General features: G+C 58.5%; 24 protein-coding genes. 15 read left to right on the top strand and 9 right to left on the bottom strand.

The annotated features are described in order from the left end of the window. The first annotated feature begins 3 nt into the window (after positions 1-3). The 10 genes from hpaH (at position 4) to yjiA (ending at position 10,145) form a co-directional block, all read left to right on the top strand. Positions 4-807, top strand: coding sequence for a 2-oxo-hept-4-ene-1,7-dioate hydratase (gene hpaH, locus ACQG0S_RS02985; RefSeq protein WP_015572593.1), 804 nt, complete (start codon positions 4-6; stop codon positions 805-807). Positions 808-817: 10 nt separating this feature from the next. Beyond that, positions 818-1,615: a 4-hydroxy-2-oxoheptanedioate aldolase gene (hpaI, locus tag ACQG0S_RS02980; protein ID WP_048965824.1), complete on the top strand. Its 798-nt coding sequence runs from the start codon at positions 818-820 to the stop codon at positions 1,613-1,615. Positions 1,616-1,636: 21 nt separating this feature from the next. Further along, positions 1,637-2,983 carry a 4-hydroxyphenylacetate permease gene (gene hpaX, locus ACQG0S_RS02975; RefSeq protein WP_048965823.1) on the top strand — a complete coding sequence of 449 codons (1,347 nt, stop codon included), beginning with the start codon at positions 1,637-1,639 and terminating at the stop codon, positions 2,981-2,983. Continuing rightward, entirely contained in the window at positions 2,955-3,845 is an 891-nt protein-coding gene (gene hpaA / locus ACQG0S_RS02970) for a 4-hydroxyphenylacetate catabolism regulatory protein HpaA (RefSeq protein ID WP_022646953.1), read from the top strand. The genes hpaX and hpaA overlap by 29 nt, the downstream gene beginning before the upstream one ends. A 195-nt stretch (positions 3,846-4,040) precedes the next feature. Next, positions 4,041-5,603 (top strand): 4-hydroxyphenylacetate 3-monooxygenase, oxygenase component, encoded by a 1,563-nt coding sequence (gene hpaB, locus ACQG0S_RS02965; RefSeq protein WP_048965822.1) that lies wholly within the window; start codon positions 4,041-4,043, stop codon positions 5,601-5,603. A gap of 17 nt (positions 5,604-5,620) precedes the next feature. After that, entirely contained in the window at positions 5,621-6,130 is a 510-nt protein-coding gene (locus ACQG0S_RS02960) for a 4-hydroxyphenylacetate 3-monooxygenase reductase subunit (RefSeq protein WP_003856606.1), read from the top strand. A 120-nt stretch (positions 6,131-6,250) separates the two neighbouring features. Then, on the top strand, positions 6,251-6,508 hold the full coding sequence (locus ACQG0S_RS02955; RefSeq protein ID WP_022646951.1) for an HTH domain-containing protein: 258 nt from the start codon (positions 6,251-6,253) through the stop codon (positions 6,506-6,508). Between the two features lie 219 nt (positions 6,509-6,727). Beyond that, positions 6,728-8,881: a carbon starvation CstA family protein gene (locus tag ACQG0S_RS02950; RefSeq protein ID WP_022646950.1), complete on the top strand. Its 2,154-nt coding sequence runs from the start codon at positions 6,728-6,730 to the stop codon at positions 8,879-8,881. Between the two features lie 96 nt (positions 8,882-8,977). Beyond that, complete coding sequence (locus ACQG0S_RS02945; protein WP_003856610.1) at positions 8,978-9,181, top strand: YbdD/YjiX family protein; 204 nt, start codon at positions 8,978-8,980, stop codon at positions 9,179-9,181. A gap of 10 nt (positions 9,182-9,191) precedes the next feature. Then, positions 9,192-10,145, top strand: a complete 954-nt coding sequence (gene yjiA / locus ACQG0S_RS02940; protein ID WP_048965821.1) for a GTPase — start codon at positions 9,192-9,194, stop codon at positions 10,143-10,145. Positions 10,146-10,205: 60 nt separating this feature from the next. Here the strand turns inward: yjiA and ACQG0S_RS02935 are convergent, their stop codons facing one another. Next, on the bottom strand, positions 10,206-11,564 hold the full coding sequence (locus ACQG0S_RS02935; protein ID WP_048965820.1) for an esterase-like activity of phytase family protein: 1,359 nt from the start codon (positions 11,562-11,564) through the stop codon (positions 10,206-10,208). Positions 11,565-11,973: 409 nt separating this feature from the next. Between ACQG0S_RS02935 and ACQG0S_RS02930 the strand changes: the two genes are divergently transcribed. Continuing rightward, positions 11,974-12,519 carry a YfaZ family outer membrane protein gene (locus tag ACQG0S_RS02930; RefSeq protein ID WP_023299248.1) on the top strand — a complete coding sequence of 182 codons (546 nt, stop codon included), beginning with the start codon at positions 11,974-11,976 and terminating at the stop codon, positions 12,517-12,519. A 178-nt stretch (positions 12,520-12,697) separates the two neighbouring features. On the opposite strand, the gene ACQG0S_RS02925 is transcribed toward ACQG0S_RS02930, so the two are convergent. Further along, positions 12,698-14,068, bottom strand: a complete 1,371-nt coding sequence (locus ACQG0S_RS02925; protein WP_023305391.1) for an NAD-dependent succinate-semialdehyde dehydrogenase — start codon at positions 14,066-14,068, stop codon at positions 12,698-12,700. A 150-nt stretch (positions 14,069-14,218) separates the two neighbouring features. Between ACQG0S_RS02925 and ACQG0S_RS02920 the strand changes: the two genes are divergently transcribed. From ACQG0S_RS02920 to ACQG0S_RS02910, 3 genes are read left to right on the top strand one after another with little or no spacing between them, the layout of a single operon-like run. Further along, positions 14,219-14,962, top strand: coding sequence for a helix-turn-helix domain-containing protein (locus ACQG0S_RS02920; protein ID WP_063137966.1), 744 nt, complete (start codon positions 14,219-14,221; stop codon positions 14,960-14,962). A gap of 48 nt (positions 14,963-15,010) precedes the next feature. Further along, positions 15,011-15,664 (top strand): LysE family translocator, encoded by a 654-nt coding sequence (locus ACQG0S_RS02915; protein ID WP_022646942.1) that lies wholly within the window; start codon positions 15,011-15,013, stop codon positions 15,662-15,664. Positions 15,665-15,667: 3 nt separating this feature from the next. Continuing rightward, the gene (locus ACQG0S_RS02910) at positions 15,668-16,939 is read left to right on the top strand and encodes a DUF445 domain-containing protein (RefSeq protein WP_169440922.1); all 1,272 of its coding nucleotides are present in this window, start codon (positions 15,668-15,670) and stop codon (positions 16,937-16,939) included. Here the strand turns inward: ACQG0S_RS02910 and ACQG0S_RS02905 are convergent. From ACQG0S_RS02905 to ACQG0S_RS02875, 7 genes are all read right to left on the bottom strand, one after another. Then, positions 16,936-18,012 carry a DUF2955 domain-containing protein gene (locus ACQG0S_RS02905; protein WP_022646940.1) on the bottom strand — a complete coding sequence of 359 codons (1,077 nt, stop codon included), beginning with the start codon at positions 18,010-18,012 and terminating at the stop codon, positions 16,936-16,938. The two genes, ACQG0S_RS02910 and ACQG0S_RS02905, sit on opposite strands and share 4 nt — an antisense overlap. Next, a complete protein-coding gene (locus ACQG0S_RS02900) occupies positions 18,002-19,069 on the bottom strand; it encodes an HlyD family secretion protein (protein WP_155024500.1) in 1,068 nt (355 codons plus the stop codon). The genes ACQG0S_RS02905 and ACQG0S_RS02900 overlap by 11 nt, the downstream gene beginning before the upstream one ends. Continuing rightward, entirely contained in the window at positions 19,066-19,536 is a 471-nt protein-coding gene (locus ACQG0S_RS02895; RefSeq protein ID WP_022646938.1) for a MarR family winged helix-turn-helix transcriptional regulator, read from the bottom strand. Before ACQG0S_RS02895 ends, ACQG0S_RS02900 begins: the two co-directional genes overlap by 4 nt. A gap of 586 nt (positions 19,537-20,122) precedes the next feature. Next, complete coding sequence (locus ACQG0S_RS02890) at positions 20,123-20,818, bottom strand: ArsR/SmtB family transcription factor (protein ID WP_063138025.1); 696 nt, start codon at positions 20,816-20,818, stop codon at positions 20,123-20,125. Next, a complete protein-coding gene (locus tag ACQG0S_RS02885) occupies positions 20,793-21,188 on the bottom strand; it encodes an amino acid-binding protein (protein ID WP_048966087.1) in 396 nt (131 codons plus the stop codon). The genes ACQG0S_RS02890 and ACQG0S_RS02885 overlap by 26 nt, the downstream gene beginning before the upstream one ends. Further along, entirely contained in the window at positions 21,181-21,504 is a 324-nt protein-coding gene (locus ACQG0S_RS02880) for an antibiotic biosynthesis monooxygenase family protein (protein ID WP_038415232.1), read from the bottom strand. Before ACQG0S_RS02880 ends, ACQG0S_RS02885 begins: the two co-directional genes overlap by 8 nt. 243 nt (positions 21,505-21,747) lie before the next feature. Beyond that, the gene (locus tag ACQG0S_RS02875; RefSeq protein ID WP_022646934.1) at positions 21,748-22,227 is read right to left on the bottom strand and encodes a carboxymuconolactone decarboxylase family protein; all 480 of its coding nucleotides are present in this window, start codon (positions 22,225-22,227) and stop codon (positions 21,748-21,750) included. Between the two features lie 101 nt (positions 22,228-22,328). On the opposite strand from ACQG0S_RS02875, the gene ACQG0S_RS02870 reads away from it, so the two are divergent. Then, positions 22,329-23,717 carry a PLP-dependent aminotransferase family protein gene (locus ACQG0S_RS02870; RefSeq protein WP_169440920.1) on the top strand — a complete coding sequence of 463 codons (1,389 nt, stop codon included), beginning with the start codon at positions 22,329-22,331 and terminating at the stop codon, positions 23,715-23,717. Positions 23,718-23,791 lie beyond the last annotated feature (74 nt).

Genomic DNA, 23,791 nt, shown 5'->3' with positions numbered 1-23,791 from the left:
GCCATGCTCGACAAACACACCCATACCCTGATCGCCCACCGCCTGCATCAGGCGGAACAATCCCGGGAGCAGATCCGCGCGATCTCGCTTGAGTATCCGGAGATCACCATTGAAGACGCCTACGCCGTCCAGCGCGAATGGGTGAGCCTGAAAATTGCCGAAGGCCGCGTGCTGAAAGGCCACAAGATCGGCCTCACCTCCAAAGCGATGCAGGCCAGCTCGCAGATCAGCGAGCCAGACTACGGCGCGCTGCTGGACGATATGTTCTTCCACGACGGCAGCGACATTCCCGTGGATCGCTTTATCGTCCCGCGCATCGAAGTGGAGCTGGCCTTCGTGCTGGCAAAACCGCTGCGCGGCCCGAACTGCACGATCTTCGACGTTTACAACGCCACGGATTACGTCATCCCTGCCCTGGAGCTGATCGACGCCCGCTGCCACAACGTTGACCCGGAAACCCAGCGCCCGCGCAAGGTATTCGACACTATCTCCGATAACGCCGCCAACGCGGGCGTGATCCTCGGCGGCCGCCCGATTAAACCCGACGAGCTGGATCTGCGCTGGATCTCCGCCCTGCTCTACCGCAACGGCGTGATCGAAGAGACCGGCGTGGCCGCAGGCGTCCTTAATCATCCGGCGAACGGCGTGGCGTGGCTGGCGAACAAACTCGCGCCATACGACGTGCAGCTTGAGCCAGGCCAGATCATTCTCGGCGGCTCGTTTACCCGCCCGGTTGCCGCCAGCAGAGGCGACACCTTCCACGTCGACTACGGCAACATGGGCTCCATCAGCTGCCGCTTTGTGTAAGGAGATGATCATGCAAAACGCATTCAAAGCGGCGCTGAAAGCGGGCCGACCGCAAATCGGGTTATGGCTGGGGCTAACCAGCAGCTACAGCGCTGAGCTATTGGCCGGGGCCGGTTTTGACTGGCTTCTGATCGACGGGGAGCACGCGCCGAACAGCGTACAGACCGTTCTCACTCAGCTACAGGCCATCGCCCCTTATCCCAGCCAGCCGGTGGTGCGCCCGTCGTGGAACGATCCGGTGCAGATCAAGCAGCTGCTGGACGTGGGGGTGCAAACCCTGCTGGTGCCGATGGTGCAAAACGCCGACGAAGCGCGGCTGGCGGTCAGCGCCACCCGCTATCCGCCCGCGGGCATTCGCGGCGTCGGCAGCGCGCTGGCGCGGGCGTCGCGCTGGAACCGTATCCCGGACTATCTGCATCAGGCTAACGACGCCATGTGCGTGCTGGTGCAGATCGAAACCCTAAGAGCGCTGAAAAACCTGCCGCAGATCCTGGACGTGGACGGCGTCGACGGCGTGTTTATCGGCCCGGCGGATCTGAGCGCCGACATGGGCTTTGCCGGTAATCCGCAGCACCCGGAGGTGCAGGCCGCCATTGAGCAGGCGATCGCGCAGATACGCGCCGCCGGTAAAGCCCCCGGCATCCTGATGACCAACGAGGCGCTGGCAAAACGCTATCTCGACCTCGGCGCGCTGTTTGTCGCCGTCGGCGTCGACACCACCCTGCTCGCCCGCGGCGCGGAAGCGCTGGCGGCACGCTTTATCGAACAACCAGTTACGTCAGTTAATAACAATAAATCCGTCTACTAAACGTAAGATCTGGAGCGCAGCATGACGACCTCTACCCTGCAAGATAAGAAAGCTATAGAACATCGCATTATCAACAAGCTGTTCCGTCGTTTGATCGTGTTTCTCTTTATCCTGTTTGTCTTTTCGTTTCTCGATCGCATCAACATCGGCTTTGCCGGGCTAACGATGGGCAAAGATCTGGGCCTCACGTCGACCATGTTTGGCCTGGCCGCGACGCTGTTTTACGTCACCTACGTGCTGTGCGGGATCCCCAGCAACATCATGCTGGCGAAAATCGGCGCGCGGCGCTGGATCGCCGGGATCATGGTGGTGTGGGGCATCGCCTCTACCTGCACCATGTTCGCCACCAGCCCGGAAACGCTCTACGTCCTGCGCATGCTGGTGGGCATTGCCGAAGCCGGTTTCCTGCCGGGGATCCTGGTCTATCTCACCTGGTGGTTCCCGGCGTATCACCGCGCCCGCGCCAACGCGTTGTTTATGATCGCCATGCCGGTGACCATGATGCTCGGCTCGATCCTCTCCGGGTACATTCTGGCGATGGACGGGCTGTGGAACCTGAAGGGCTGGCAGTGGCTGTTCCTGCTGGAGGGGCTGCCGTCGGTGGTGCTCGGCGTGGTGACCTGGTTCTACCTTAACGACACCCCGGATCAGGCCACCTGGCTGGATGATGATGAAAAGCAGGCACTCAAAACGATGATCGCCCGCGAGCAGGAACTGGCCATTGCGCACGTCGCCACGCCGCGATCGACGCTGCGCGAGGTGCTGACGCCCGCCGTACTGCTCTACACGCTGGCCTACTTCTGCCTGACGAATACGCTGAGCGCGATCAACATCTGGACGCCGCAGATCCTGCAAAGCTTCAACACCGGCAGCAGCAATATCGTGATTGGCCTGCTGGCGGCGATCCCGCAGTTTTGCACCATCCTCGGGATGATCTGGTGGAGCCGCCGCTCCGACAGGCTGAAAGAGCGAAAAAAGCACACCATCCTGCCGTATCTGTTTGCGGCGGCGGGATGGATGCTGGCCTCGGCGACCGATCACAGCCTGATCCAGCTGCTTGGCATCATCATGGCCTCAACCGGATCGTTTACCGCCATGGCGATATTCTGGACCACGCCGGACCAGGTGATTAGCCTGCAATCCCGCGCGGTGGCGCTGGCGGTGATCAACGCCATCGGCAACGTCGGGTCTGCCGTCAGCCCATTGCTGATTGGTATTCTGCGCGACGCGACCGGCAGCTTCAGCTCGGGGCTGTGGTTCGTGGCGGGTCTGCTGGTAGTGGGCGCGCTGGTGCTGACGCGCATTCCGATGACGCAGCGGGTTCAAAAGAGGAACGATCATGTGCCAGAGCCCTATCGCCAACATTGATATCAGCAAGGAGTACGACGAAAGTCTGGGCACCGACGATGTGCACTACCAGTCGTTCGCCCGCATGGCGGCCTTTTTTGGCCGCGACATGCAGGCGCACCGCCACGACCAGTATTTTCAGATGCATTTTCTCGACACCGGGCAGATTGAGCTGCAGCTCGACGACCACCGCTACTCGGTGCAGGCGCCGCTGTTCGTTCTGACGCCGCCGTCGGTGCCGCACGCGTTTATCACTGAATCCGACAGCGACGGCCACGTGCTGACGGTGCGCGAGGATCTTATCTGGCCGTTGTTAGAAGTGCTCTACCCCGGCACGCGGGAGGCGTTCGGCCTGCCGGGGATCTGCCTGTCGCTTGCCGACAGGCCTGACGAGCTGGCGGCGCTGAAGCATTACTGGCAGCTCATTGCCCGGGAATCCACGGAACAGCTGCCGGGCCGTGAGCATACGCTGGTCCTGCTGGCGCAGGCTGTATTTACCCTGCTGCTGCGCAACGCGAAGCTCGACGACCACGCTTCAGGCGGCATGCGCGGCGAGCTGAAGCTGTTTCAGCGCTTTAACCAGCTGACAGATGCGCATTACCACGAGCACTGGACGGTGCCGGAATACGCCAGCGAACTGCATCTTACCGAATCCCGCCTGACCGATATCTGCCGCCGCTTTGCCAACCGCTCGCCGAAACGGCTGATCTTCGACCGCCAGCTGCGGGAAGCCAGGCGCTTGCTGCTGTTTTCCGACAGCACAGTGAGCGAAATTGCCTGGCAACTGGGGTTTAAAGATCCGGCCTATTTCGCCCGTTTTTTCAACCGACTGACGGGGTGCTCACCCAGCGCATACCGGGCGCAGAAAGTACCGGTTTCCTGAACGCATCACGGTTCGTAGGGCGGGTACGCGCAGCGCCACCCGCCGAAAAGCCGCACAGATCACAAAACAACATCCCACCCGAAAAGTACCTGCCGTTGTCCCAATCGTCCCTTCACGTTCCGCCCCTCTCACGCTTCAATTAAACAACAAAAACAAAACATAAATTTAACAACCATCTTCCGATACGAGGTCCCTATGAAGCCTGAAGATTTCCGCGCTAATGCCAAACGTCCGTTAACCGGTGAAGAGTATTTAAAAAGCCTGCAAGATGGCCGTGAGATTTATATCTACGGCGAGTGCGTTAAGGACGTCACTACCCACCCGGCATTTCGCAATGCGGCGGCGTCCATCGCCCAGATGTACGATGCCCTGCACAAGCCAGACATGCAGGATACCCTCTGCTGGGGCACCGACACCGGCAGCGGCGGCTACACCCATAAATTCTTCCGTGTGGCGAAAAGCGCCGACGATCTGCGCCAGCAGCGCGACGCCATCGCCGAGTGGTCGCGCCTGAGCTACGGCTGGATGGGCCGCACACCAGACTACAAAGCCGCGTTCGGCTGCGCGCTGGGGGCGAACCCTGCCTTCTACGGTCAGTTCGAGCAGAACGCCCGCAACTGGTACACCCGTATTCAGGAAACCGGCCTGTACTTTAACCACGCCATCGTCAACCCGCCTATCGACCGCCATAAACCGGCGGACGAGGTGAAAGACGTTTACATCAAGCTGGAGAAAGAGACCGATGCCGGGATCATCGTCAGCGGCGCGAAAGTGGTAGCCACCAACTCGGCGCTGACCCACTACAACATGATTGGTTTTGGCTCTGCGCAGGTGATGGGCGAAAACCCGGACTTCGCGCTAATGTTCGTCGCGCCGATGGATGCCGAAGGGGTGAAGCTGATCTCCCGCGCCTCTTACGAGATGGTGGCAGGGGCGACCGGCTCCCCGTACGACTACCCGCTCTCCAGCCGCTTTGACGAGAACGACGCCATTCTGGTGATGGATCATGTGCTGATCCCGTGGGAAAACGTGCTGATCTACCGCGATTTCGACCGCTGCCGTCGCTGGACGATGGAAGGTGGCTTCGCCCGCATGTACCCGCTTCAGGCCTGCGTGCGTCTGGCAGTGAAGCTCGACTTCATCACCGCTCTGCTGAAGAAGTCACTGGAGTGTACCGGCACCCTCGAGTTCCGCGGCGTGCAGGCGGATCTCGGCGAAGTGGTGGCGTGGCGCAACATGTTCTGGGCGCTGAGCGACTCCATGTGCTCCGAAGCCACGCCTTGGGTAAACGGCGCGTACCTGCCTGACCACGCGGCGTTACAGACCTACCGCGTGATGGCGCCAATGGCCTACGCGAAAATCAAGAACATTATCGAACGCAACGTGACCTCCGGGCTGATCTACCTGCCGTCCAGCGCGCGGGACCTGAACAACCCGCAGATCGACCAGTATCTGGCGAAGTATGTGCGCGGCTCCAACGGGATGGATCACGTCGAACGCATCAAGATTCTGAAACTGATGTGGGATGCCATCGGTAGCGAGTTTGGCGGACGTCACGAGCTGTACGAAATCAACTACTCCGGTAGCCAGGATGAGATCCGCCTGCAATGCCTGCGTCAGGCGCAAAGCTCCGGCAACATGGACAAGATGATGGCGATGGTTGACCGCTGCATGTCCGAGTACGATCAGCACGGCTGGACCGTACCGCACCTGCACAACAACACTGATATCAACATGCTGGATAAGCTGCTGAAATAACGCAGCGGGAGGTTTCAATGCAATCTGAAGAACGCCTGCGTTTTCGCGACGCGATGGCCAGCCTGTCGGCGGCGGTGAATGTGGTCACCACCGAGGGCGATGCGGGCCGCTGCGGCATTACCGCCACCGCCGTCTGTTCGGTCACGGATACCCCGCCCTCGGTCATGGTCTGCATCAACGCCAACAGCGCCATGAACCCGGTCTTCCAGGGCAACGGTAAACTGTGCGTCAACGTGCTGAACCACGAGCAGGAGATCATGGCCCGCCACTTTGCCGGGATGACCGGCATGGCCATGGAGGAGCGCTTTGCTCTCTCCTGCTGGCAGAAAGGACCGCTGGCGCAGCCGGTGCTGAAAGGCGCCCTGGCAAGCCTGGAAGGTGAGATAACCCAGGTGCAAACCATCGGTACCCATCTGGTCTACCTTGTGGAGATTAAGAACATCATCCTCAGCAGCGAGGGGCACGGCCTGATCTACTTCAAACGCCGTTTCCACCCGGTGATGATGGAGATGGAAGCCGCGGTTTGATCCCGTTGCACAAAAAAACGCTAAGGTTTCCGCAAAGGTGCGCCGTTAACTATCCATAAGATAAATTTTTCGGGGCGGCTGACGACGTCGTCAGCCGCCCCCTTAACGCTGGAAAGTCTTATGGCCCCTTCACCCCGAAGCCGCTCGGCTGAGCGTCTGGTTGACATCATTATTGCTCTGCACCGCAACGGAAGCGTTAATCGCCGCGATCTGATGCAAAAATTTGGCATTACCGAACGTACGGTGTACCGCGATCTACAGGCCCTTTCCCCAATTATCGAACACGACGGCAAAGGACGCTATCAGCTGCTGCCCGCATATCAGCCCTGCCGCTGCACGCAATGCCCTGATGCGAACGACGAAACCCCGCAGGGCTAGATTATTCTCAGTGATCTCAATCACATATTTTCTCCCGCCGGGGGTGAGCCTTAACCACTCACCCTCGCTTTTGACCGCTCACGCATCGCTTTCAACCACTCACCCATTTACCGTGCTTTACACGCGCGAGGATCTGGCACGATCGCTCCAGCATTAATCAATACCTCCTCACAACGAACCCTGACCCTTTTTTCTTTACATAAAAAACCAGGTCTTACTATGGATACTAAAAAACTACTTAAGCACGTGCCCTGGGCCATCCTCGGGATCATCGGCGCTTTCTGTCTGGCGGTTGTCGCATTACGCCGGGGCGAGCACGTCAGCGCCCTGTGGATCGTGGTCGCGTCGGTTTCCGTCTATCTTGTGGCTTATCGCTACTACAGCTTGTACATCGCGCAGAAGGTCATGAAGCTCGACCCGACGCGCGCCACCCCGGCGGTCATTAACAATGACGGCCTGAACTATGTGCCAACCAACCGTTACGTGCTGTTTGGTCACCACTTCGCCGCCATTGCAGGCGCGGGTCCGCTGGTCGGTCCGGTGCTGGCTGCGCAGATGGGCTACCTGCCGGGTACGCTCTGGCTGCTGGCGGGCGTAGTGCTGGCGGGAGCGGTGCAGGACTTTATGGTGCTGTTTATCTCCTCGCGCCGTAATGGTTCGTCGCTGGGCGAGATGATCAAAGAGGAGATGGGCCGCGTGCCGGGCACGATCGCCCTGTTCGGCTGCTTCCTGATCATGATCATCATCCTGGCAGTGCTGGCCCTGATCGTGGTGAAAGCGCTGGCCGAAAGTCCGTGGGGCGTCTTCACCGTCTGCTCTACCGTGCCGATTGCGCTGTTCATGGGCATTTACATGCGCTTCCTGCGCCCTGGCCGCGTTGGCGAGGTGTCGGTCATCGGTATCGTGCTGCTGGTCGCCTCCATCTACTTCGGCGGTGTGATTGCCCACGACCCGTACTGGGGCCCGGCGCTGACCTTTAAAGACACCACCATCACCTTCGCGCTGATCGGTTACGCGTTCATCTCAGCGCTGCTGCCGGTGTGGCTGATTCTGGCTCCGCGTGACTACCTGGCGACCTTCCTGAAAATCGGCGTGATCGTCGGGCTGGCAATCGGGATTGTGATCATCAACCCGGAGCTGAAAATGCCGGCGGTGACGCAGTACATTGACGGTACCGGTCCGCTGTGGAAAGGTGCCCTGTTCCCGTTCCTGTTTATCACCATTGCCTGCGGTGCCGTGTCTGGCTTCCACGCGCTGATCGCCTCCGGCACCACGCCGAAGCTGATGGCCAACGAAACCGACGCGCGCTTCATCGGTTACGGCGCGATGCTGATGGAATCCTTCGTGGCGATCATGGCGCTGGTTGCGGCGTCGATTATCGAGCCTGGGCTGTACTTCGCGATGAACACCCCACCAGCGGGTCTCGGCATCACCATGCCAAACCTGCATGAGATGGGCGGCGAAAATACCGCGCTGATCATGGCGCAGCTGAAAGACGCCAGCGCACACGCGGCGGCGACCGTCAGCTCCTGGGGCTTCGTGATTTCGCCTGAGCAGATTATGCAGACCGCGAAAGACATCGGCGAACCATCCGTGCTGAACCGCGCAGGTGGCGCACCGACGCTGGCGGTGGGTATCGCACACGTGTTCCACAAAGTGCTGCCGTGGGCGGACATGGGCTTCTGGTACCACTTCGGTATTCTGTTTGAAGCGCTGTTCATCCTCACCGCGCTGGATGCCGGTACGCGTGCAGGCCGCTTCATGTTGCAGGATCTGCTGGGTAACTTCGTGCCGTTCCTGAAGAAAACCGACTCTCTGGTAGCAGGTGTTCTGGGTACTGCGGGCTGCGTAGGCCTGTGGGGTTACCTGCTGTATCAGGGCGTTGTAGACCCGCTGGGCGGCGTGAAGAGCCTGTGGCCGCTGTTCGGCATCTCTAACCAGATGCTGGCGGCTGTGGCCCTGGTGCTGGGCACCGTTGTCCTGGTGAAGATGAAACGCACCAAATACATCTGGGTAACCGTGGTGCCTGCGCTGTGGCTGCTGCTCTGCACTACCTGGGCGCTGGGTCTGAAACTGTTCAGCACCAACCCGCAGCTGGAAGGCTTCTTCTTCATGGCTAACCAGTACAAAGAGAAGATTGCCGCAGGCGGCGCGGATCTGACTGCGCAGCAGATTGCCAACATGAACCATATCGTGGTGAACAACTACACCAACGCGGGTCTGAGCATTCTGTTCCTGGTGGTGGTGTACAGCATTATCTTCTACGGCATTAAAACCTGGATGAAAGTGCGTAATGCCGATGGCCGTACGGACAAAGAAACCCCGTACGTGCCGGTGCCGGAAGGCGGCGTGAAGACGTCTTCACACCATTAATAAAATGGCGGGTGGCGCTGCGCTGCCCCGCCCTACAACGTTACTGTAGGCCCGGTAAGCGTAGCGCCACCGGGCTTTTTCTTATCAGGACACGTTATGTTTGGTAACTTAGGCGAAGCAAAAAAATACCTCGGTCAGGCGGCGAAAATGCTGATTGGCATTCCGGACTATGACAACTACGTTGAGCATATGAAGACCAACCATCCGGATAAGCCGTACATGACCTACACTGAATTCTTCCGCGAGCGTCAGGAAGCGCGCTACGGCGGAAGTGGAGAAGGCGGCGTCCGCTGCTGCTAAAGGAGAAACCATGACCCCGATTGCCGTTACCCTGCTGACCGGTTTTCTCGGCGCCGGTAAAACCACCCTGCTGCGCCACATCCTGAATGAACAGCACGGCTTCAAAATCGCCGTCATTGAAAACGAATTTGGCGAAGTCTCCGTTGACGATCAGCTGATTGGCGACCGCGCCACGCAGATCAAAACCCTGACCAACGGCTGCATCTGCTGCACCCGCTCCAGTGAATTAGAAGACGCCCTGCTGGACCTGCTCGACAGCCGCGATCGCGGTGACATCGTCTTCGACCGTCTGGTGATCGAGTGCACGGGCATGGCCGACCCCGGCCCGATTATTCAGACCTTTTTCTCCCACGACATTCTGTGCCAGCGCTACCTGCTGGACGGCGTCGTCGCGCTGGTGGATGCGGTACACGCCGACGAGCAGATGAACCAGTTCACCATCGCCCAGTCTCAGATTGGCTACGCCGACCGCATTCTGCTGACCAAAACCGACGTGGCGGGTGAAAGCGAAAAACTGCGTGAGCGCCTGACGCGCATCAACTCGCGCGCACCCATTTATACCGTGACGCACGGCGATATCGACCTGTCTCAGCTGTTCAACACCAACGGCTTTATGCTGGAGGAGAACGTCACCGCGAAACCGCGCTTCCACTTTATGGCAGACAAGCAAAACGACGTAGCGTCGATTGTGGTGGAGCTGGACTACCCGGTGGACATCAGCGAGGTCTCGCGCGTGATGGAGAACCTGCTGCTGTCGTTTGCCGACAATCTGCTGCGCTATAAAGGAATGCTGTGGATCGACGGCGAGCCGAACCGCCTGCTGTTCCAGGGCGTGCAGCGCCTGTACAGCGCCGACTGGGATCGTCCGTGGGGCGATGAACCGCCGCACAGCGTGATGGTGTTTATTGGAATACAGCTGCCGGAAGAGGAAATTCGGGCAGCGTTTGCGGGACTACAGAAATAACCGCCTTGCTTCCCCTCTCCCCTGTGGGGAGAGGGCCAGGGTGAGGGGTAAAGCCCAATATTATTTCAACGCCTCCGGCAGCGTCACAATCCACAGCTCGCTGTCGGACTCCGGCTTCTTCAGCGGCTTGACGCTGAGGGTAGTTTCAACCGCTTTGTCATCCAGCGTCAGCTTGCCTTCCGCGTTCACCCGATAATCCTTGAGCTTCTTGCCCTCGGCCGGGTTGTGCATCGCCACCTTCACGCCAAAGTCATTATCGTTCGCCACCGCCAGCGTTTTGTCGTCAATCAGCGCCAGCCCTTCGGCCTTTTCCTGCTGCCAGCCCAGCGCACGCAGATCGACCACCTGCGTTTTTTCCGCAAGTGTAATGCCGCGCTGCGCCAGCGTTTTCTCATCGTCAAATTCCGGGTATTCGCCCGGCTTGTCGAAGGCGGCCAGATCGCTCGCCTTGCTCAGATCCACCCTGTAGATGAGGTTACGCATTGCGTCGTTTTTATCTTCGCCCTGTTCAATCAGCAGGATAGTGTGGTTATCCAGCGCCACGATATCGCCGATTTTGGCGTCGCTGTTTTTGCTGTAGGCCGCGCTGTCGACAGGGTAGCCGTACATCGCGGTTTTTCCGGTCGCCGGATCGAAGCTGACCAGTCGCGTAAACAGCGCCTGCTTTTTGCTCTTCCCGTCGATATCCAACGTACTCTGGACAGCGGCGATAATACGTCCGTCCGGCATGCGGGTCAGGCCTTCAAATCCCCGGTTTGCCTGGCGCCATTTGATAACATTTGGCAGACCGCCCGCGATGGATTTCTCCCCTTCCGCCGCCTGTGGGCCGTGGATCGCGAGGATTTTCCCTTTACTGTCAATATTAATCAGGAACGGGCCATACTCATCGCACAGCCAGTAGCCGCCCTTCCCGTCCGGCGTGATGCCTTCCGTATCCAGCCCGCGGTTATCGCCTTTCAGCACTTTTAAAGTGTCGCTTAGCGCGATTTCATTGGTGGAACCAATCACGCCACTTTGCAGCGGCAGACCGTTGATTTCGCCTTTATCGTCATGCAAAGGACGCGCGTCCACGGCCTCCGCTTTACCGTTTTGCACGCGGATCGTCATTAGCAGCGGGGCGAAATCCGGGGTAACAAAGATTTTAGCGTCATTTTTCCCCATTTTTGGCGAATCCGCGTTAGGACCGCGATCGGTCACGGTCGTAAACGTCAAGGCATCGCCCTGCTTGCCCGTAAACAGCAGGCCAGAGCCAATCCCCACAGGCAGCCCGTTCGGAAACGCGCTGGCAAACGCACCGCTGTATTTGACATGCGCGCCTTCGGGAAAACTGACGACGTAACGCTCCGCGGTTGGCTGTGCCGCCAGGCCAGAGAAAGAAAGCGCACAACCAATTAGCACAGGAATGATTTTTCTTTTCATAGTGTTAGCACCCAGTAAGTGAAGCCAACAACGTAATGAAGAAACGTGTCAGAAAAATGACATGGTGAAAGCGGTTCGGCACGACGGGGCGTATAGCCACCTCCAGAAATGTAAACCTGTGTCTTTATCTGTGACAACTGAAACACTTTTAGAAATTATTAGAAATTCAATTAATTCATCCTGAACTAATTTTTCCGACCCGTTCAGCGTACGTTTAATGAGAATCCTGAACCCTTCCTAAACGCGAATGCATTACGTATTGACTCCTTGCCGGGTCAACATTCGAACAACATTTAAAATTCAAAAACAAAACAAAAACAGCATAAAAACGTGACAAGCATCGTATTTGCAGAGATAAACAGCTCTTGTTAAGGTGCCCTCAGATTAATTTGATGACGAGGAAAAACTCATGAAAAAGCTCAACGTTCTCCTTCTTTCCGCTCTGACTGCCGTATCGGGCTCCGCACTGGCCATGGGCGGCAGCATTGAGCAGGGTAAAAACTTTACCAACCTGAATGTGGAAATGGGGAAATCAACCTCCGGTCTGTACACCGAAGGTAGCTGGCTGAAAAACACAGATGACGGCACCACAACCGGTGGCGTAGGAGCAGGCTACAACTTTGAAGTCGGCCCGGTGATGCTGAACGCAGGCGCTAAGGCCCTCTACGTTGGCCCGAAAAAAGGCGATAACGGCGTGGCGTTCCCGGTCGGCGGCGGTGTGAACGTTGCCCTGACCGACAGCATCAGGGTATTCGGTGAAGGCTACGTTGCGCCAGACGGCCTGAACAACAGCGTGAAAAACTACGTTGAAGCGAATGGTGGCGTAAGCTGGACGCCAGTGAAGCCGGTGACGCTGAAGGTGGGTTATCGTCACGTGAGCGTTGATGGTAAAGACGGTCGTCCTAACCACACGCTGATTGACGGCGCATATGTTGGCGGTGGCGTGTCCTTCTAAGCCTGTTTGCCCGTTTCGCCCGGCGGCGCTACGCTTGCACGGGCCTACAATGAAGGGTGCAATTTATGAATATTATTGCACCTTGTAGGCCGGGTAAGCGCAGCGCCACCAGGCAAAAAAGGCGATGAGACTGTTAATAAAAAAACCTGCCGGATGGCAGGTTTTTTTATGTCCGACATTACTTGCGAACGACCACCAGCTTCTGGTTCACAAACTCTTTGATCCCCAGGTCCGACAGCTCGCGTCCGTAACCCGAACGTTTTACGCCGCCGAACGGCAGTTCTGCCGCCGTATCGGTGAGCCAGTTGATGTACACCATCCCGGTCTCAATACGCGATGCCATCTTCTTCGCGCGCTCAATATCCTGGCTGAACACCGCTCCGCCCAGGCCGTAGTGGGAGTCGTTCGCCAGCGCGACCGCCTCGTCGTCGTTTTTCACCACGTAAATCTGCGCTACCGGGCCAAAGAACTCTTCGAAGTACGCCGGGTTGTCGCGTGAGATGTTGGTCAGGATGGTCGGCTCAAAGAAGCTCCCGTCTCGCTGCACAGGTTTGCCGCCATAGTGCAGCGTAGCGCCGTTTTTCACCGCCTCGTTAACCTGTTTGGTCAACGTGTCGAGCGCGTCTTTAGAGGACAGCGGCCCCAGCGTGGTGCTTTCGTCCAGCGGATCGCCAATCTTCACCTGCTTAAATGCCTCGGTGAATTTGCTCAGGAAGGCATCGGCAATCTTTTCATGCAGGATAAAGCGCTTCGCCGCGGTACAGACCTGCCCGGCGTTGTTGAGCCGCGCGTTAACGCCGATCTTCACCGCTTTATCCAGGTCCGCATCGTCGAGCACCACGAATACGTCGTTACCGCCAAGCTCCAGCGTGGATTTCTTAATATGCTTCGCCGCCTGGGCCGCTACCACGCTGCCCGCTTTTTCTGAACCGGTTAGCGCCGCGCCCTGTACGCGATCGTCAGCGATGATGTTCGCCACCTGATCGGACGAGATAAACAGGTTGGTCCACGCCCCTTCCGGCGCGCCCGCCTCACGCACCAGATGGGCGAAGGTTTCCGCACAGTGCGGCACAATGCTGGCGTGTTTAGCGATGACAGGGTTACCCGCCGCCAGGTTTGGCGCCAGAACGCGCATCAGCTGATAGTACGGGAAGTTCCATGGTTCGACGGCCATCAGCACGCCGATGGGGTGATGTTCAACCCATGCTTCCCCGAGTTCAGAGTCATACTTCACCGGGGCCAGGAACTGCTTCGCGTTGTCCGCATAGTAGCGGGCGATTTGCGCGCACAGCTTCACCTCGCCGCGGCTCTGTTCGATGAGCTTACCCATCTCCTGGCTGGCGATTTTCGCCAGCTCCTCCACGCGTTCGTCGATCAGGTCCGCCAGCTTATGCAGCACCGGCAGGCGCTGGCTTATGTCGCCTTTCGCCCAGTCGGAGTGATAGAGCGCATCGGCTGCCTTCAGCGCCGCTTCAACATCTGCGTCAGTGTGGGAGGGATATTCTTTGATGAGCTGGTTAGTGGCAGGATTTACTGTCTGATAAGCCATATCGAATCTCCATGTTTTACCGCTTAGGGTATTAAGGGTAGTCAACATGACTGGCTATGGACGTAAAGTTGGGTATATCCGGAAGGTTCTGAGTAAAGCGATGCCATACCGTGGCTGGCGTGGTATAAAAAACCTTCATAAGGAGTTGCTATGACCGATACCCGCCACATCCGTCAGACCTTTCACCGCGCCTCGGGCCTTGAACTACGCAGCACGTGGCAGAGCATGCAGGCGTACAAACGCCATTGCCACCCTCAGCTCTCCATCGGCGCAATTGTGGAAGGCCAGACATGCTGCGTGTGTAATGGCAGAGAATACATCCTCCAGCCCGGGGACCTGATTGTGATCCCGGCTTATGTCCCACACAGCTGCAACCCTGTTGCCGGGCAGCCGCGTAGTTATCATATGCTTTATATCGATACGGACCTTCCCCTTGCGGTTCAGGTGATTCGCAACGCTACGCTGTTTATGTATTACCGGGAAGTTGTTGAGAGGATGTCCCCTGCGTCCGTGGACAGGCTGCTTGCTGCCCTTCCCCATTGCATGGATGAGGCAGAAAAGCCTGGATCAACCAGCCAGCAGGTTCAGCAGGCATTTCTTTCCAGTCTTTCCAGCCCGCCTTCCCTCGACGCACTTGCGCAACGTTTCTCGCTGCGAAAGGAGACGCTGATCCGTACCTTCAAGAAGGACACGGGCCTGACGCCTGGCAGCTTCCTCAATATCTTCCGCGTAGAGTACGCCAAAGCGCGGCTGCGTGCCGGGGATGATATCGCCGATGTCGGCTACCAGAGCGGGTTTGCCGACCAGAGCCATTTTCATAAGACCTTTGTGCGCTACACCGCCGCCACACCGCGCCAGTACGCTACGGGCCGATCAATATCAGACAATAAATAGGTTCTGTGTTTTCGTAGTCTGGCCCCAGTTTTGCTTTCAGAGGTCGCTATGGAACTGTTCTTCCCTTCCGCTTTTCTCGCCCTGGCGCTGGCGCATTTTGTTGCCCTGTTAAGCCCGGGCCCGGATTTCTTCCTGCTGATGGGCTACGCCGCCCGCTACCGACTGCGCGGCAGCGCCGGATTGTGCATCGGGATAGCGGCAGGAAACGGGCTTTACATTTTGCTGGTCATTATGGGATGGAGCGCGCTGCGTCAGTTCGCGTGGCTGTTCACGTTGATTGAATTATCCGGCGCACTGTATTTGCTCTGGATCGGCTCGCATCTTGTACGCAGCCGACCGCAGACGCTGGCGCTAAATGAAACACATGAGCGCTGCCCCTCGCTGCGTAAGCAGATCCTGCTGGGGCTGGGTTCGGCGCTGTTGAATCCCAAAAACGCGTTGTTCTACCTGGCGCTGATGACGGCGTTACTCGGGCCGGACGTCACGCTACTTCAGCAGGCGACCTGCGGCGTCTGGATGGTGATGGTAGTACTGGTATGGGATTTTGCGCTGGTGTCGCTGATGGGGTTACCGGCGGTTCAGCGAAAGCTCAGCCGTTCGCTCTGGCTGATAGAGCGCACGGCGGGGGTGGTATTGATGGGGTTTGGTGGGTGGGTGCTGTGGCGGTTTTTGCACTTTTCCCCCGTATCCCTCTATCCTTAACCCATGGAAAAACATACCGAACTCAAACGCGCCAAGCTTCTCGCGCTGTCGCTGCTGCTGATTGCCGCTGCGGCCTTTATCACTACCCTGTTCCTGCCGCAAACCTTCTGGGTACGCGGCGCAAAAGCTATTGCCGAGGCGGCGATGGTCGGCGCGCTGGCGGACTGGTTTGCCGTTGTCGCGCTGTTCCGCCGGGTGCCAATTCCCTTTATCTCGCGCCATACGGCGATTATCCCGCGCAATAAGGACCGCATCGGCGACAATCTTGGCCAGTTCGTGCAGGAAAAGTTTCTGGATACCCAGTCGCTGGTCGCATTAATTCGCCGCTACGAGCCGGCCCAGATGATTGGTGCCTGGTTCAGCAAGCCCGACAACGCCCAGCGCGTCGGGCTGCATTTGATGCAGGTGATGAGCGGTTTTCTTGAGCTGACTGACGACGGGCGCATTCAGCGCCTGCTCAAACGCGCGGTGCATAAGGCTATCGACAAGGTCGATTTAACCGAGACCAGCGCCGTCATGCTGGAAAGCATGACCAAAAACAACCGTCACCAGGTGCTGCTGGACGCCATCATCAACCGCCTGATTACCCTGATTCAGCGGGAAAGCACGCGGGAATTTATTGCCGACCAGATCGTCCACTGGCTTAAGACCGAGCATCCGCGCAAGGCGATGGTGCTGCCCACCGAGTGGCTGGGCGATCAAAGCGCGGAGATGGTGTCGAACGCGGTGAACACGCTGCTGGACGATATCAGCCACGACCGCACGCACCAGATCCGTCAGGCGTTTGACCGCGCCACGATCAAGTTCATCGACAATCTGAAAAACGATCCGGAGATGACGGCAAAAGCCGAGAATATCAAACACTACCTGAAGAATGACGAAGCCTTTAACCGCTATCTGGGGGAAATGTGGGCTGACCTGCGCCAGTGGCTGAAAAATGACATGCAGAGCGATGATTCCCGCGTGAAGCAGCGTATCGCCAACGCCGGGCTGTGGTTTGGCGAAACGCTGACCAACGACGCCAGCCTGCGTGCGTCGCTGAACGAGCATCTGGAGCAGGCCGCGCACCGCGTCGCGCCGGATTTTGCGGCATTCCTGACGCGCCATATCAGCGACACGGTGAAAAGCTGGGACGCCAAAGATATGTCACGCCAGATAGAACTCAATATCGGTAAAGATCTTCAGTTCATTCGCGTAAACGGTACCCTGGTAGGCGGAACGATTGGCCTGATCCTGTTTTTACTTTCTCAGTTGCCCGCCGTGCTGGGGCATTAATCCGCTTTTGGCGGCGCGATAACGTAGCGCGTCGCCTCGAAGCGGTTCAGGATCAGGTGCACCAGAAAGACCATCGTCAGCGTGACCACCAGCGCGAAGGTAACGGAGGTGATGCGGTACAGATCGCTGAACACCAGATCGCTGTCCGGATGCATGTTTTGCCCGAACATAATGCCGATGGTGGTAATGCTGGAAAATCCCACCCCGGCCCCGACCTTCTCCATCACGTGCAGGCGCGCGCCAAATGCCAGCCCGAGGCCGATCAGCGGCATCATCAGCAGCATATGGCTGCTGTGATCGTACAGGATAAGCTGAACGACGAGGATATAGAGACAGCCCAGCACCACGCCGACCACGCGCCAGATGGAGCTCATGACCGCGCCGCGGTAGTGCATCGGGAACAGGATCAGAATGCCCGCCATCAGTGCCGAGAGCGAATCGCTTAAGTCGCTCATCTGAAATACCACGAAAATCAGCGTCGCCACGGTGCCGGAGAGCAGCGACTCGTGGCGCACGCGGGCATCGTCTTTCTCTATCAGCGGCGGCGGCTTACGTGGCTCCACGTCCGGCAGCAGGTAATTCATCAGCGCGCTCAGACACACCGCCATCACACTCGCTTCAATGTTGGAGAACAAAAGCGTGTGCCAGTTGGTGGTGGGGTAGCTCATAAAGTTGAGCATTACGCTCTGGCACACCACGCCCATCGAACCGAACAGAAACAGCGGCCCCTTGCTCATAAAACGAAAGCGCATCACGTACAGGGCAAAGACCACCAGCGTCATAATGACCGGCCATTGCGACAGAAAGCCGATGATGATCACCATTTCGACGCAGTTGAGCGATGCGCTGAAGATAAACTGCTTCGCCACGTGGCGGTTAAACACCGGCACCAGCGACAGCAGCATGATCGGGTAGACCACAAAAAACACGCCGTAGCTGGTGTTGTAGAAGCTCGAAATACTGAGCGCAATCATCCCGGCAAAGACAATGCGCAGAGTCTGGCGGAAGTCGTTTGCCGTGTAGACGATGTTGCCGTGCGGGGTAAATACCCGCGCCAGGGTGCTAATAGACATAGTGAAGCAGGCTCACCAGATGGATTTGCATCCCGGAGAAGAAGCGCGCAAAGGGCCCTTCGCTGTTGTAGAGCTGCACGGTGGCGCGCGCGCCGGTCGGCAGCGACTTCGGTAAGGCTTCGTCCAGCGCCACGTGAATGCGCATTCGCTGGGCATCGCGCACCCAGCGGTTAGAGGTTTCCGGTTCAGAAAGTTGACCGTTAACGGCTTCCTGACCGGCGAGGATCCCCGCGTCACTGCTGGTCACGTGGGCGCGGAAAACCCGTCCCGGAAAGGCGTCAAACACCACGGCGGCGTCGGTCCCCTGGTGGGTATGACGCAGGCTCTTCTCGCGGAAATCCGCCACAATATCCGTCTGCGTATTCACCAGCGCCAGCGCTGCCGAACCGGACGAGGCGTAAAAACCGGGGCTTAATTGCAGATTACTCACCGTGCCGTCCGCCTCGGCGTAGACCTTCGTCCAGCCAAGATTCAGCTCCGCTTCATCCAGCGCGTTACGGTATTTTTGCAGCGTCACGTTACGGTGTTCATTCCGCTCGCCGCGCTGAATGCGCAGGTTATGAATATTCGCCTGAATCGAGCTGACGGACTGCTCGCTGCTCTGCCAGGTAGTGCGGACCTTATCCAGATCCGCCTGCGACACGTTCTGCAGGGTGCTCAGTTTCTGGTAGCGGTCGAAAGTCACTTTGTCGTTACGCGCGGTCAGCACGGCGGTCTTCAGGCTGGCCTGCGCGGCGGCGATCTGCGCGTCCAGTTGTTCGTTGGAAAGGCGAGCCTGCTCGAGCGCGATCTGCGCCGCTTCCACTTTATTGCGAAACGGGGTGTCGTCGAGCTCAAACAGCAGATCGCCTTTCTTCACCTGGCTATTGTTGTGGACATGGACCGCCGCCACATAGCCGGAGACACGGGCAGACACCGGCGTCACCACGCGCATCACGGTGGAATCCGGCGTCAGCGGGATCCAGATATCCGCGACGATAAAGTAGACAAACATCAGCAGGAAAGAGGCAATACTTATCCTTACCCAGCGGGCAAACTTTTGTTCAGGAGTCATTATTTTTCGGTCTTGTTATCTTCTTCGCGGATTGTCCGCAAATTGCAGGCGATTTGATTCAGGGTGGCGCTGAAAATGTCGAGATGTTCAGGCGCGATGTTTTGCGATACGCGCGTCTGAAGCGTCTCAATTACCTGGGTGAGCCTGTTAAGTACAGCTTTTCCCTCAGGCGTCAGCGTCAGAAGCCGGATGCGCTTGTCATACGGCGAGACGGTGCGCAGCAGGTAACCCTGTTTTTCCAGCTGTGTCAGGGTGCGCATTAGCGGCGGCAGTTCAATGCCCTGCACCTCCGCCAGCTCACTCACCGAGACGTTATCCCCGAGCTGATGCAGCTGCATCATCACCGTCCAGCTCGACTGTGTTAACCCGGTATCGAGAATGGCGTCGTCAATGACGGCACGCCACTGGCGCACGATCATCGCCATCCGCATGCCCATCGGCCTGCGGCTAAACAGTTCTTCTTCACTCATGGGGAAACCTCTCGTCACACGCGGTCACGATAATAGTTATCAGGGTAAGTATCAAGAAACGAGAAGTTAAAGCGCAGGAATTGCGAAATGAGATTCCCCCTCTCCCTGTGGGCTGAGGGTTCCCCACAAATTAATGCGAGCACTGAGCAATCCCCTCGCCCCTCCGGGGAGAGGGTTAGGGTGAGGGGAACATACGGCGGTGGTGGTCATTCCGTTCACTTTATGTTCCTTGCTACTCTGTAACGACATGACCGGTGAACGTGCCAGGGTGGCTCAGTCGCCACCACCCTGGCGACCCGGGCTCCCGGCGGTAAATCGCCGCTTCGCGGTGCCCTCGGCTTATTCCTTCCGGCTTATCGGGTACGGGCGGAGGCAACGTCCCTGTAAAGCCGCCCTCTCGGCGCATCCCTGCGCCTCGCCCCGGCCGGAAGGCAAACGCCTCAGCGATTTACAGCCGGACCAGGGCATCGCTGACAGCCCTCAGTCATTTAGAAAGCAACTTTATAGCTTCTGCATAAAAAAATTACTGGGGAACCCTCAGCCCTGTGGGAGAGGGGCAGAGTGAGGGCACAGCCCGCAGCGGAGTTTAGCGGCTAAAATGTCTGGAGATGGCGCCCTGTCCTGAAGCCGTCACAACCACCTCCCTGTACCCCGCCACCCGCTGGATCCACCCTTTGCTTTCCAGATAAAGAAGCAGCGCTGCGCCGGCTTCGCCTCCGAGATGAAACCGCCGCTCGCTCCAGTCCAGGCAGGCGCAGCACGCTTTTCGGCGCGAATGAGCGCTTAACGAAACGCCGAGCTTCAGAAACTGCTCCCGACCATACGGCGTGAGCGCTGAACCGTCTACCTCCAGCCAGCCTGCTGCCTGCATGAAATCGTAGATCTGCACCGCCACCGCGCCCGCCAGATGGTCATAGCAGGTCCGCGCCTCCCGCATGGCTTTCGGCGCGGTAGTTTCCGGCGGGGTAATGCGGCGCCAGGAGAGCCCCATCATCTGCTCGACTAACTCCGCCACGTCATGCCCCGCCAGACGATAGTAGCGATGCCGCCCCTGAGACAGGCAGGTAATCAGTTTGCCGTCCATCAGCCGGGCGAGATGCCCGCTGGCGGTCGACGGCGCAACGTCTGCCGCCGCACTCAGTTCGGTGGCCGTCCACGCCCGCCCGTCCATTAGCGCACAGAGCATCTTCACGCGCGACGGATCGGCCATTGCAGCCGCTACAGCGGCAATGGCCTTTTCCAGCATCGCGCTGTTATCAGAGGGTAAGCTCGTCTTTAACATTTGTCGCCCAGGGTGTGGTGATCTCAGCGGCCAGCTTATCATCATCCGTCAGCAGAATAAGGTGATTCGCGTGGTCGCTGTACTGAGTCAGGATAGACACGCCCTTTGCGGCCAGCGCCGCCGCTATCTCGCCCAGCTCGCCAGGACGCTCCTGCTTAAGCTTTCTGATCACCGGCTTTCGCAGCGCCTGCACGGTAAACCCGGCGTCGAGCAGCACAAGGCGGGCTTTTTCCCCGTCCTCCACCAGGAAATGGGCATCCGTACCGAAAACGCCGCCCCCCTCCAGCCCCACGCCGTTGCGGCCTAACAGCTGTCCAAAGCGCGCCAGCTCGCCGGGCCTGTCGCTAAAAATCACGTGAACGTCATACATCCGCGTGCCCTCCCGTTTCGGAGCTGTACTCCCGCACCAGCTGCGCCACGCGAATACGGTAGAAAGAAAAAATCGACTCCCGGCCTTCGGCCTGCGCGGCCTGATGGAAGACATTCTGCTTCCAGCGGCGGACGGCCTCTTCATCCCGCCACCAGGAAAGGGACAGGATTTTGCCGTCGATGCTCAGGCTCTGAAAACGTTCTATATCAATAAAGCCGTCGATGTCCGCCAGCAAAGGCTTGAGTTCAGCGGCAAGCTGCAGATAGCGCGCCTGATGATGAGGCTCCGCTTTGGCTTCAAAAAGGACTGCGATCATGGGTGTCTCTCCGTTGTGAGGGTGTGGAGAGAATGCAGGAGGAAAAACCACAATGCTTCGGTATGGAGCGAAGTGTTTGCCGGATGGCGCTGCGCTTATCCGGCCTACGGGCTCATGTAGGCCCGGTAAGCGTAGCGCCACCGGGCAGGGTTTAACCCACCATCGACTTCGACTCCATAAACGCCCCAATCCCCCACTCGCCTGGATTACGGGCGCTGGTGGCGATGATCCGCGAGCGCGGAATTATTCCAGGTTAGCCTTGTTCAGACCGTAAGCCGCATCCAGCGCGCCCGGCTCCATGCGGGAGGTAATGCCCAGGCGGTTCCAGGCGTTGATCGCTACGATGGCGAAGTTCAGCTCTGAAATCTCGACATCCGAGAAGTGCTCCGCCACGCTGCGGTACAGCGCATCGCTCACGCCATGTACGCCAATCTGGGTCAGCGCTTCGGTGAAGGCCAGCGCCGCTTTTTCACGGGCGCTAAACAGCGGGGACTCGCGCCAGGCCGCCAGATGGTACAGGCGCAGCTCGCGCTCACCGGCGATTTTAGCCTCTTTCGAGTGCATATCCAGACAGAAGGTGCAGCCGTTCAGCTGCGATACGCGAATGTCGATAAGGTGCTTAAGCGCCGGGTCGATGGAGGTTTTCGCCACCTCCATGCTCAGGGCAGAAAGCGCGTTGGCAAGTGCAGGTGTGGCTTTGTGGTGGTTTACGCGGGTGCTCATTGTCTTTCCTCTTTTTGTGCCGTTTTTTTCATGCGATAAGGCAAATCTACGCCGTTAATGACATAGTAAAAAGACACAAAAAGCGTGAAATGAGGTAGGACATGAAGCCGGGCTATCATGAGATTTATTCCCGCTATCGCGACAACATCACGCGCGGCGTGCTGAAGCCGGGCGATAAAGTGCCTGCCATCCGCGTGCTGGCCGAAGAGCTGAAGGTGGCGCGTAAAACCGTCGAGACGGCGTATGCCATTCTGACGGGCGAAGGGTATCTGGTAAGCCAGGGCGCGCGCGGGACGCGGGTGAACCCGGATCTTCTGCTGCCCGCGCAACACGCCCCCACAGAACAAGCGACCGGCACGCTGCCGGCGTCGTTGATTAGCCAGCGCGAACGGGCCGGTTTTCTGCGCCCCGGCATTCCCGCGCTTGACAGCTTCCCCTATAAAAAATGGCTGCTGCTGGCGGGCCAGGCGACGCGCGCCATGCGTCAGGATGAAATGCTCAACCCGCCGGTGCTGGGCTGGTATCCGCTGCGCGAGGCGATTGCCCGCTATCTCAATATCTCGCGCGGGTTATCCTGCACCGCCGAACAGGTACTGATCACCAGCGGCTACAGCGGCAGCCTGCGCCTGATCCTCGACACGCTTGCCAGCCGCAGCGACAAAGTGGTGTTTGAGGATCCGGGCTATTTTATGGGCCAGCAGCTGCTCAAGCGGATCGTGCCCCGCCTGCACACCGTGCCGGTTGATCGCTGCGGCATCGATACGGACTACCTGCTCCGTCATCATCGCGACGCCCGTTTTGCCATCGTGACCCCGTCGCATCAGAGTCCGCTGGCGGTGACGCTCTCCCTGCCGCGCAAGCAGCAGCTGCTCGACTGGGCGTCACAAAACGAGGCGTGGATTATCGAAGACGATTACGACGGGGAATTTCACTACACCCGCAAAGTGCTGCCGTCGCTGAAAAGCCTCGATCGGCATGACAGGGTGATCTTTATGGGCACCTTCAGCAAAACCATTATGCCTTCACTGCGCATGGGCTACGTGGTGATGCCCGCCAGCACCGTCGGCGCGTTTACCGACAGCGCGGACATCCTCACCAGCGGCCAGCCGGTGCTGACGCAAAAGATCCTCACCGCGTTTCTCAACGAAGGGCATTTTTTCCGTCATCTGAAAAAGATGCGCGCGCTCTATCAGACCCGCCGCGACTGGATGATTGCCGCCCTGCGTGAGGTCTATGGCGATCTGTTTTTCACCGAGCAAAACGACGGCGGGATGCATATTGTCGCGTTCCTCGCAAAGGGAAGCGCTGACCGGGAGATCGCCCGCTGCTGGCAGGAACAGCAACTACAGGTTAATGCGCTTTCGGTGTGGTATCGCGGATCAGGAAAACGCTACGGGCTGGTGATGGGCTATAACAACGTGCGGTCATATCAGGAGGCGGTTGAGCTGCTGGAAAGGCCGAAACGGCAGACGCTTGCGCTGTTGAGTTGAAAACCGCCGGGTGGCGGCTGCGCCTTACCCGGCCTACGGTCTCCTGTAGGCCCGGTAAGCGTAGCGCCACCGGG

The organism is Enterobacter cloacae complex sp. 418I7, assembly GCF_050030705.1.
GTDB lineage: Bacteria > Pseudomonadota > Gammaproteobacteria > Enterobacterales > Enterobacteriaceae > Enterobacter > Enterobacter intestinihominis.
This window is presented reverse-complemented; position numbering and strand designations above follow the sequence as displayed.

Coding starts and splice junctions, on each gene's coding strand:
- ACQG0S_RS02930 (WP_023299248.1), top strand. CDS start 11,974: ATGAAAAAGCTCAACGTTCTCCTTCTTTCCGCTCTGACTGCCGTATCG.
- yjiA (WP_048965821.1), top strand. CDS start 9,192: ATGACCCCGATTGCCGTTACCCTGCTGACCGGTTTTCTCGGCGCCGGT.
- ACQG0S_RS02905 (WP_022646940.1), bottom strand. CDS start 18,012: ATGTCTATTAGCACCCTGGCGCGGGTATTTACCCCGCACGGCAACATC.
- hpaB (WP_048965822.1), top strand. CDS start 4,041: ATGAAGCCTGAAGATTTCCGCGCTAATGCCAAACGTCCGTTAACCGGT.
- hpaX (WP_048965823.1), top strand. CDS start 1,637: ATGACGACCTCTACCCTGCAAGATAAGAAAGCTATAGAACATCGCATT.
- hpaH (WP_015572593.1), top strand. CDS start 4: ATGCTCGACAAACACACCCATACCCTGATCGCCCACCGCCTGCATCAG.
- ACQG0S_RS02920 (WP_063137966.1), top strand. CDS start 14,219: ATGACCGATACCCGCCACATCCGTCAGACCTTTCACCGCGCCTCGGGC.
- ACQG0S_RS02950 (WP_022646950.1), top strand. CDS start 6,728: ATGGATACTAAAAAACTACTTAAGCACGTGCCCTGGGCCATCCTCGGG.
- ACQG0S_RS02945 (WP_003856610.1), top strand. CDS start 8,978: ATGTTTGGTAACTTAGGCGAAGCAAAAAAATACCTCGGTCAGGCGGCG.
- hpaI (WP_048965824.1), top strand. CDS start 818: ATGCAAAACGCATTCAAAGCGGCGCTGAAAGCGGGCCGACCGCAAATC.
- ACQG0S_RS02955 (WP_022646951.1), top strand. CDS start 6,251: ATGGCCCCTTCACCCCGAAGCCGCTCGGCTGAGCGTCTGGTTGACATC.
- ACQG0S_RS02885 (WP_048966087.1), bottom strand. CDS start 21,188: ATGTATGACGTTCACGTGATTTTTAGCGACAGGCCCGGCGAGCTGGCG.
- ACQG0S_RS02895 (WP_022646938.1), bottom strand. CDS start 19,536: ATGAGTGAAGAAGAACTGTTTAGCCGCAGGCCGATGGGCATGCGGATG.
- hpaA (WP_022646953.1), top strand. CDS start 2,955: ATGTGCCAGAGCCCTATCGCCAACATTGATATCAGCAAGGAGTACGAC.
- ACQG0S_RS02880 (WP_038415232.1), bottom strand. CDS start 21,504: ATGATCGCAGTCCTTTTTGAAGCCAAAGCGGAGCCTCATCATCAGGCG.
- ACQG0S_RS02910 (WP_169440922.1), top strand. CDS start 15,668: ATGGAAAAACATACCGAACTCAAACGCGCCAAGCTTCTCGCGCTGTCG.
- ACQG0S_RS02890 (WP_063138025.1), bottom strand. CDS start 20,818: ATGTTAAAGACGAGCTTACCCTCTGATAACAGCGCGATGCTGGAAAAG.
- ACQG0S_RS02870 (WP_169440920.1), top strand. CDS start 22,329: ATGAAGCCGGGCTATCATGAGATTTATTCCCGCTATCGCGACAACATC.
- ACQG0S_RS02875 (WP_022646934.1), bottom strand. CDS start 22,227: ATGAGCACCCGCGTAAACCACCACAAAGCCACACCTGCACTTGCCAAC.
- ACQG0S_RS02960 (WP_003856606.1), top strand. CDS start 5,621: ATGCAATCTGAAGAACGCCTGCGTTTTCGCGACGCGATGGCCAGCCTG.
- ACQG0S_RS02935 (WP_048965820.1), bottom strand. CDS start 11,564: ATGAAAAGAAAAATCATTCCTGTGCTAATTGGTTGTGCGCTTTCTTTC.
- ACQG0S_RS02925 (WP_023305391.1), bottom strand. CDS start 14,068: ATGGCTTATCAGACAGTAAATCCTGCCACTAACCAGCTCATCAAAGAA.
- ACQG0S_RS02915 (WP_022646942.1), top strand. CDS start 15,011: ATGGAACTGTTCTTCCCTTCCGCTTTTCTCGCCCTGGCGCTGGCGCAT.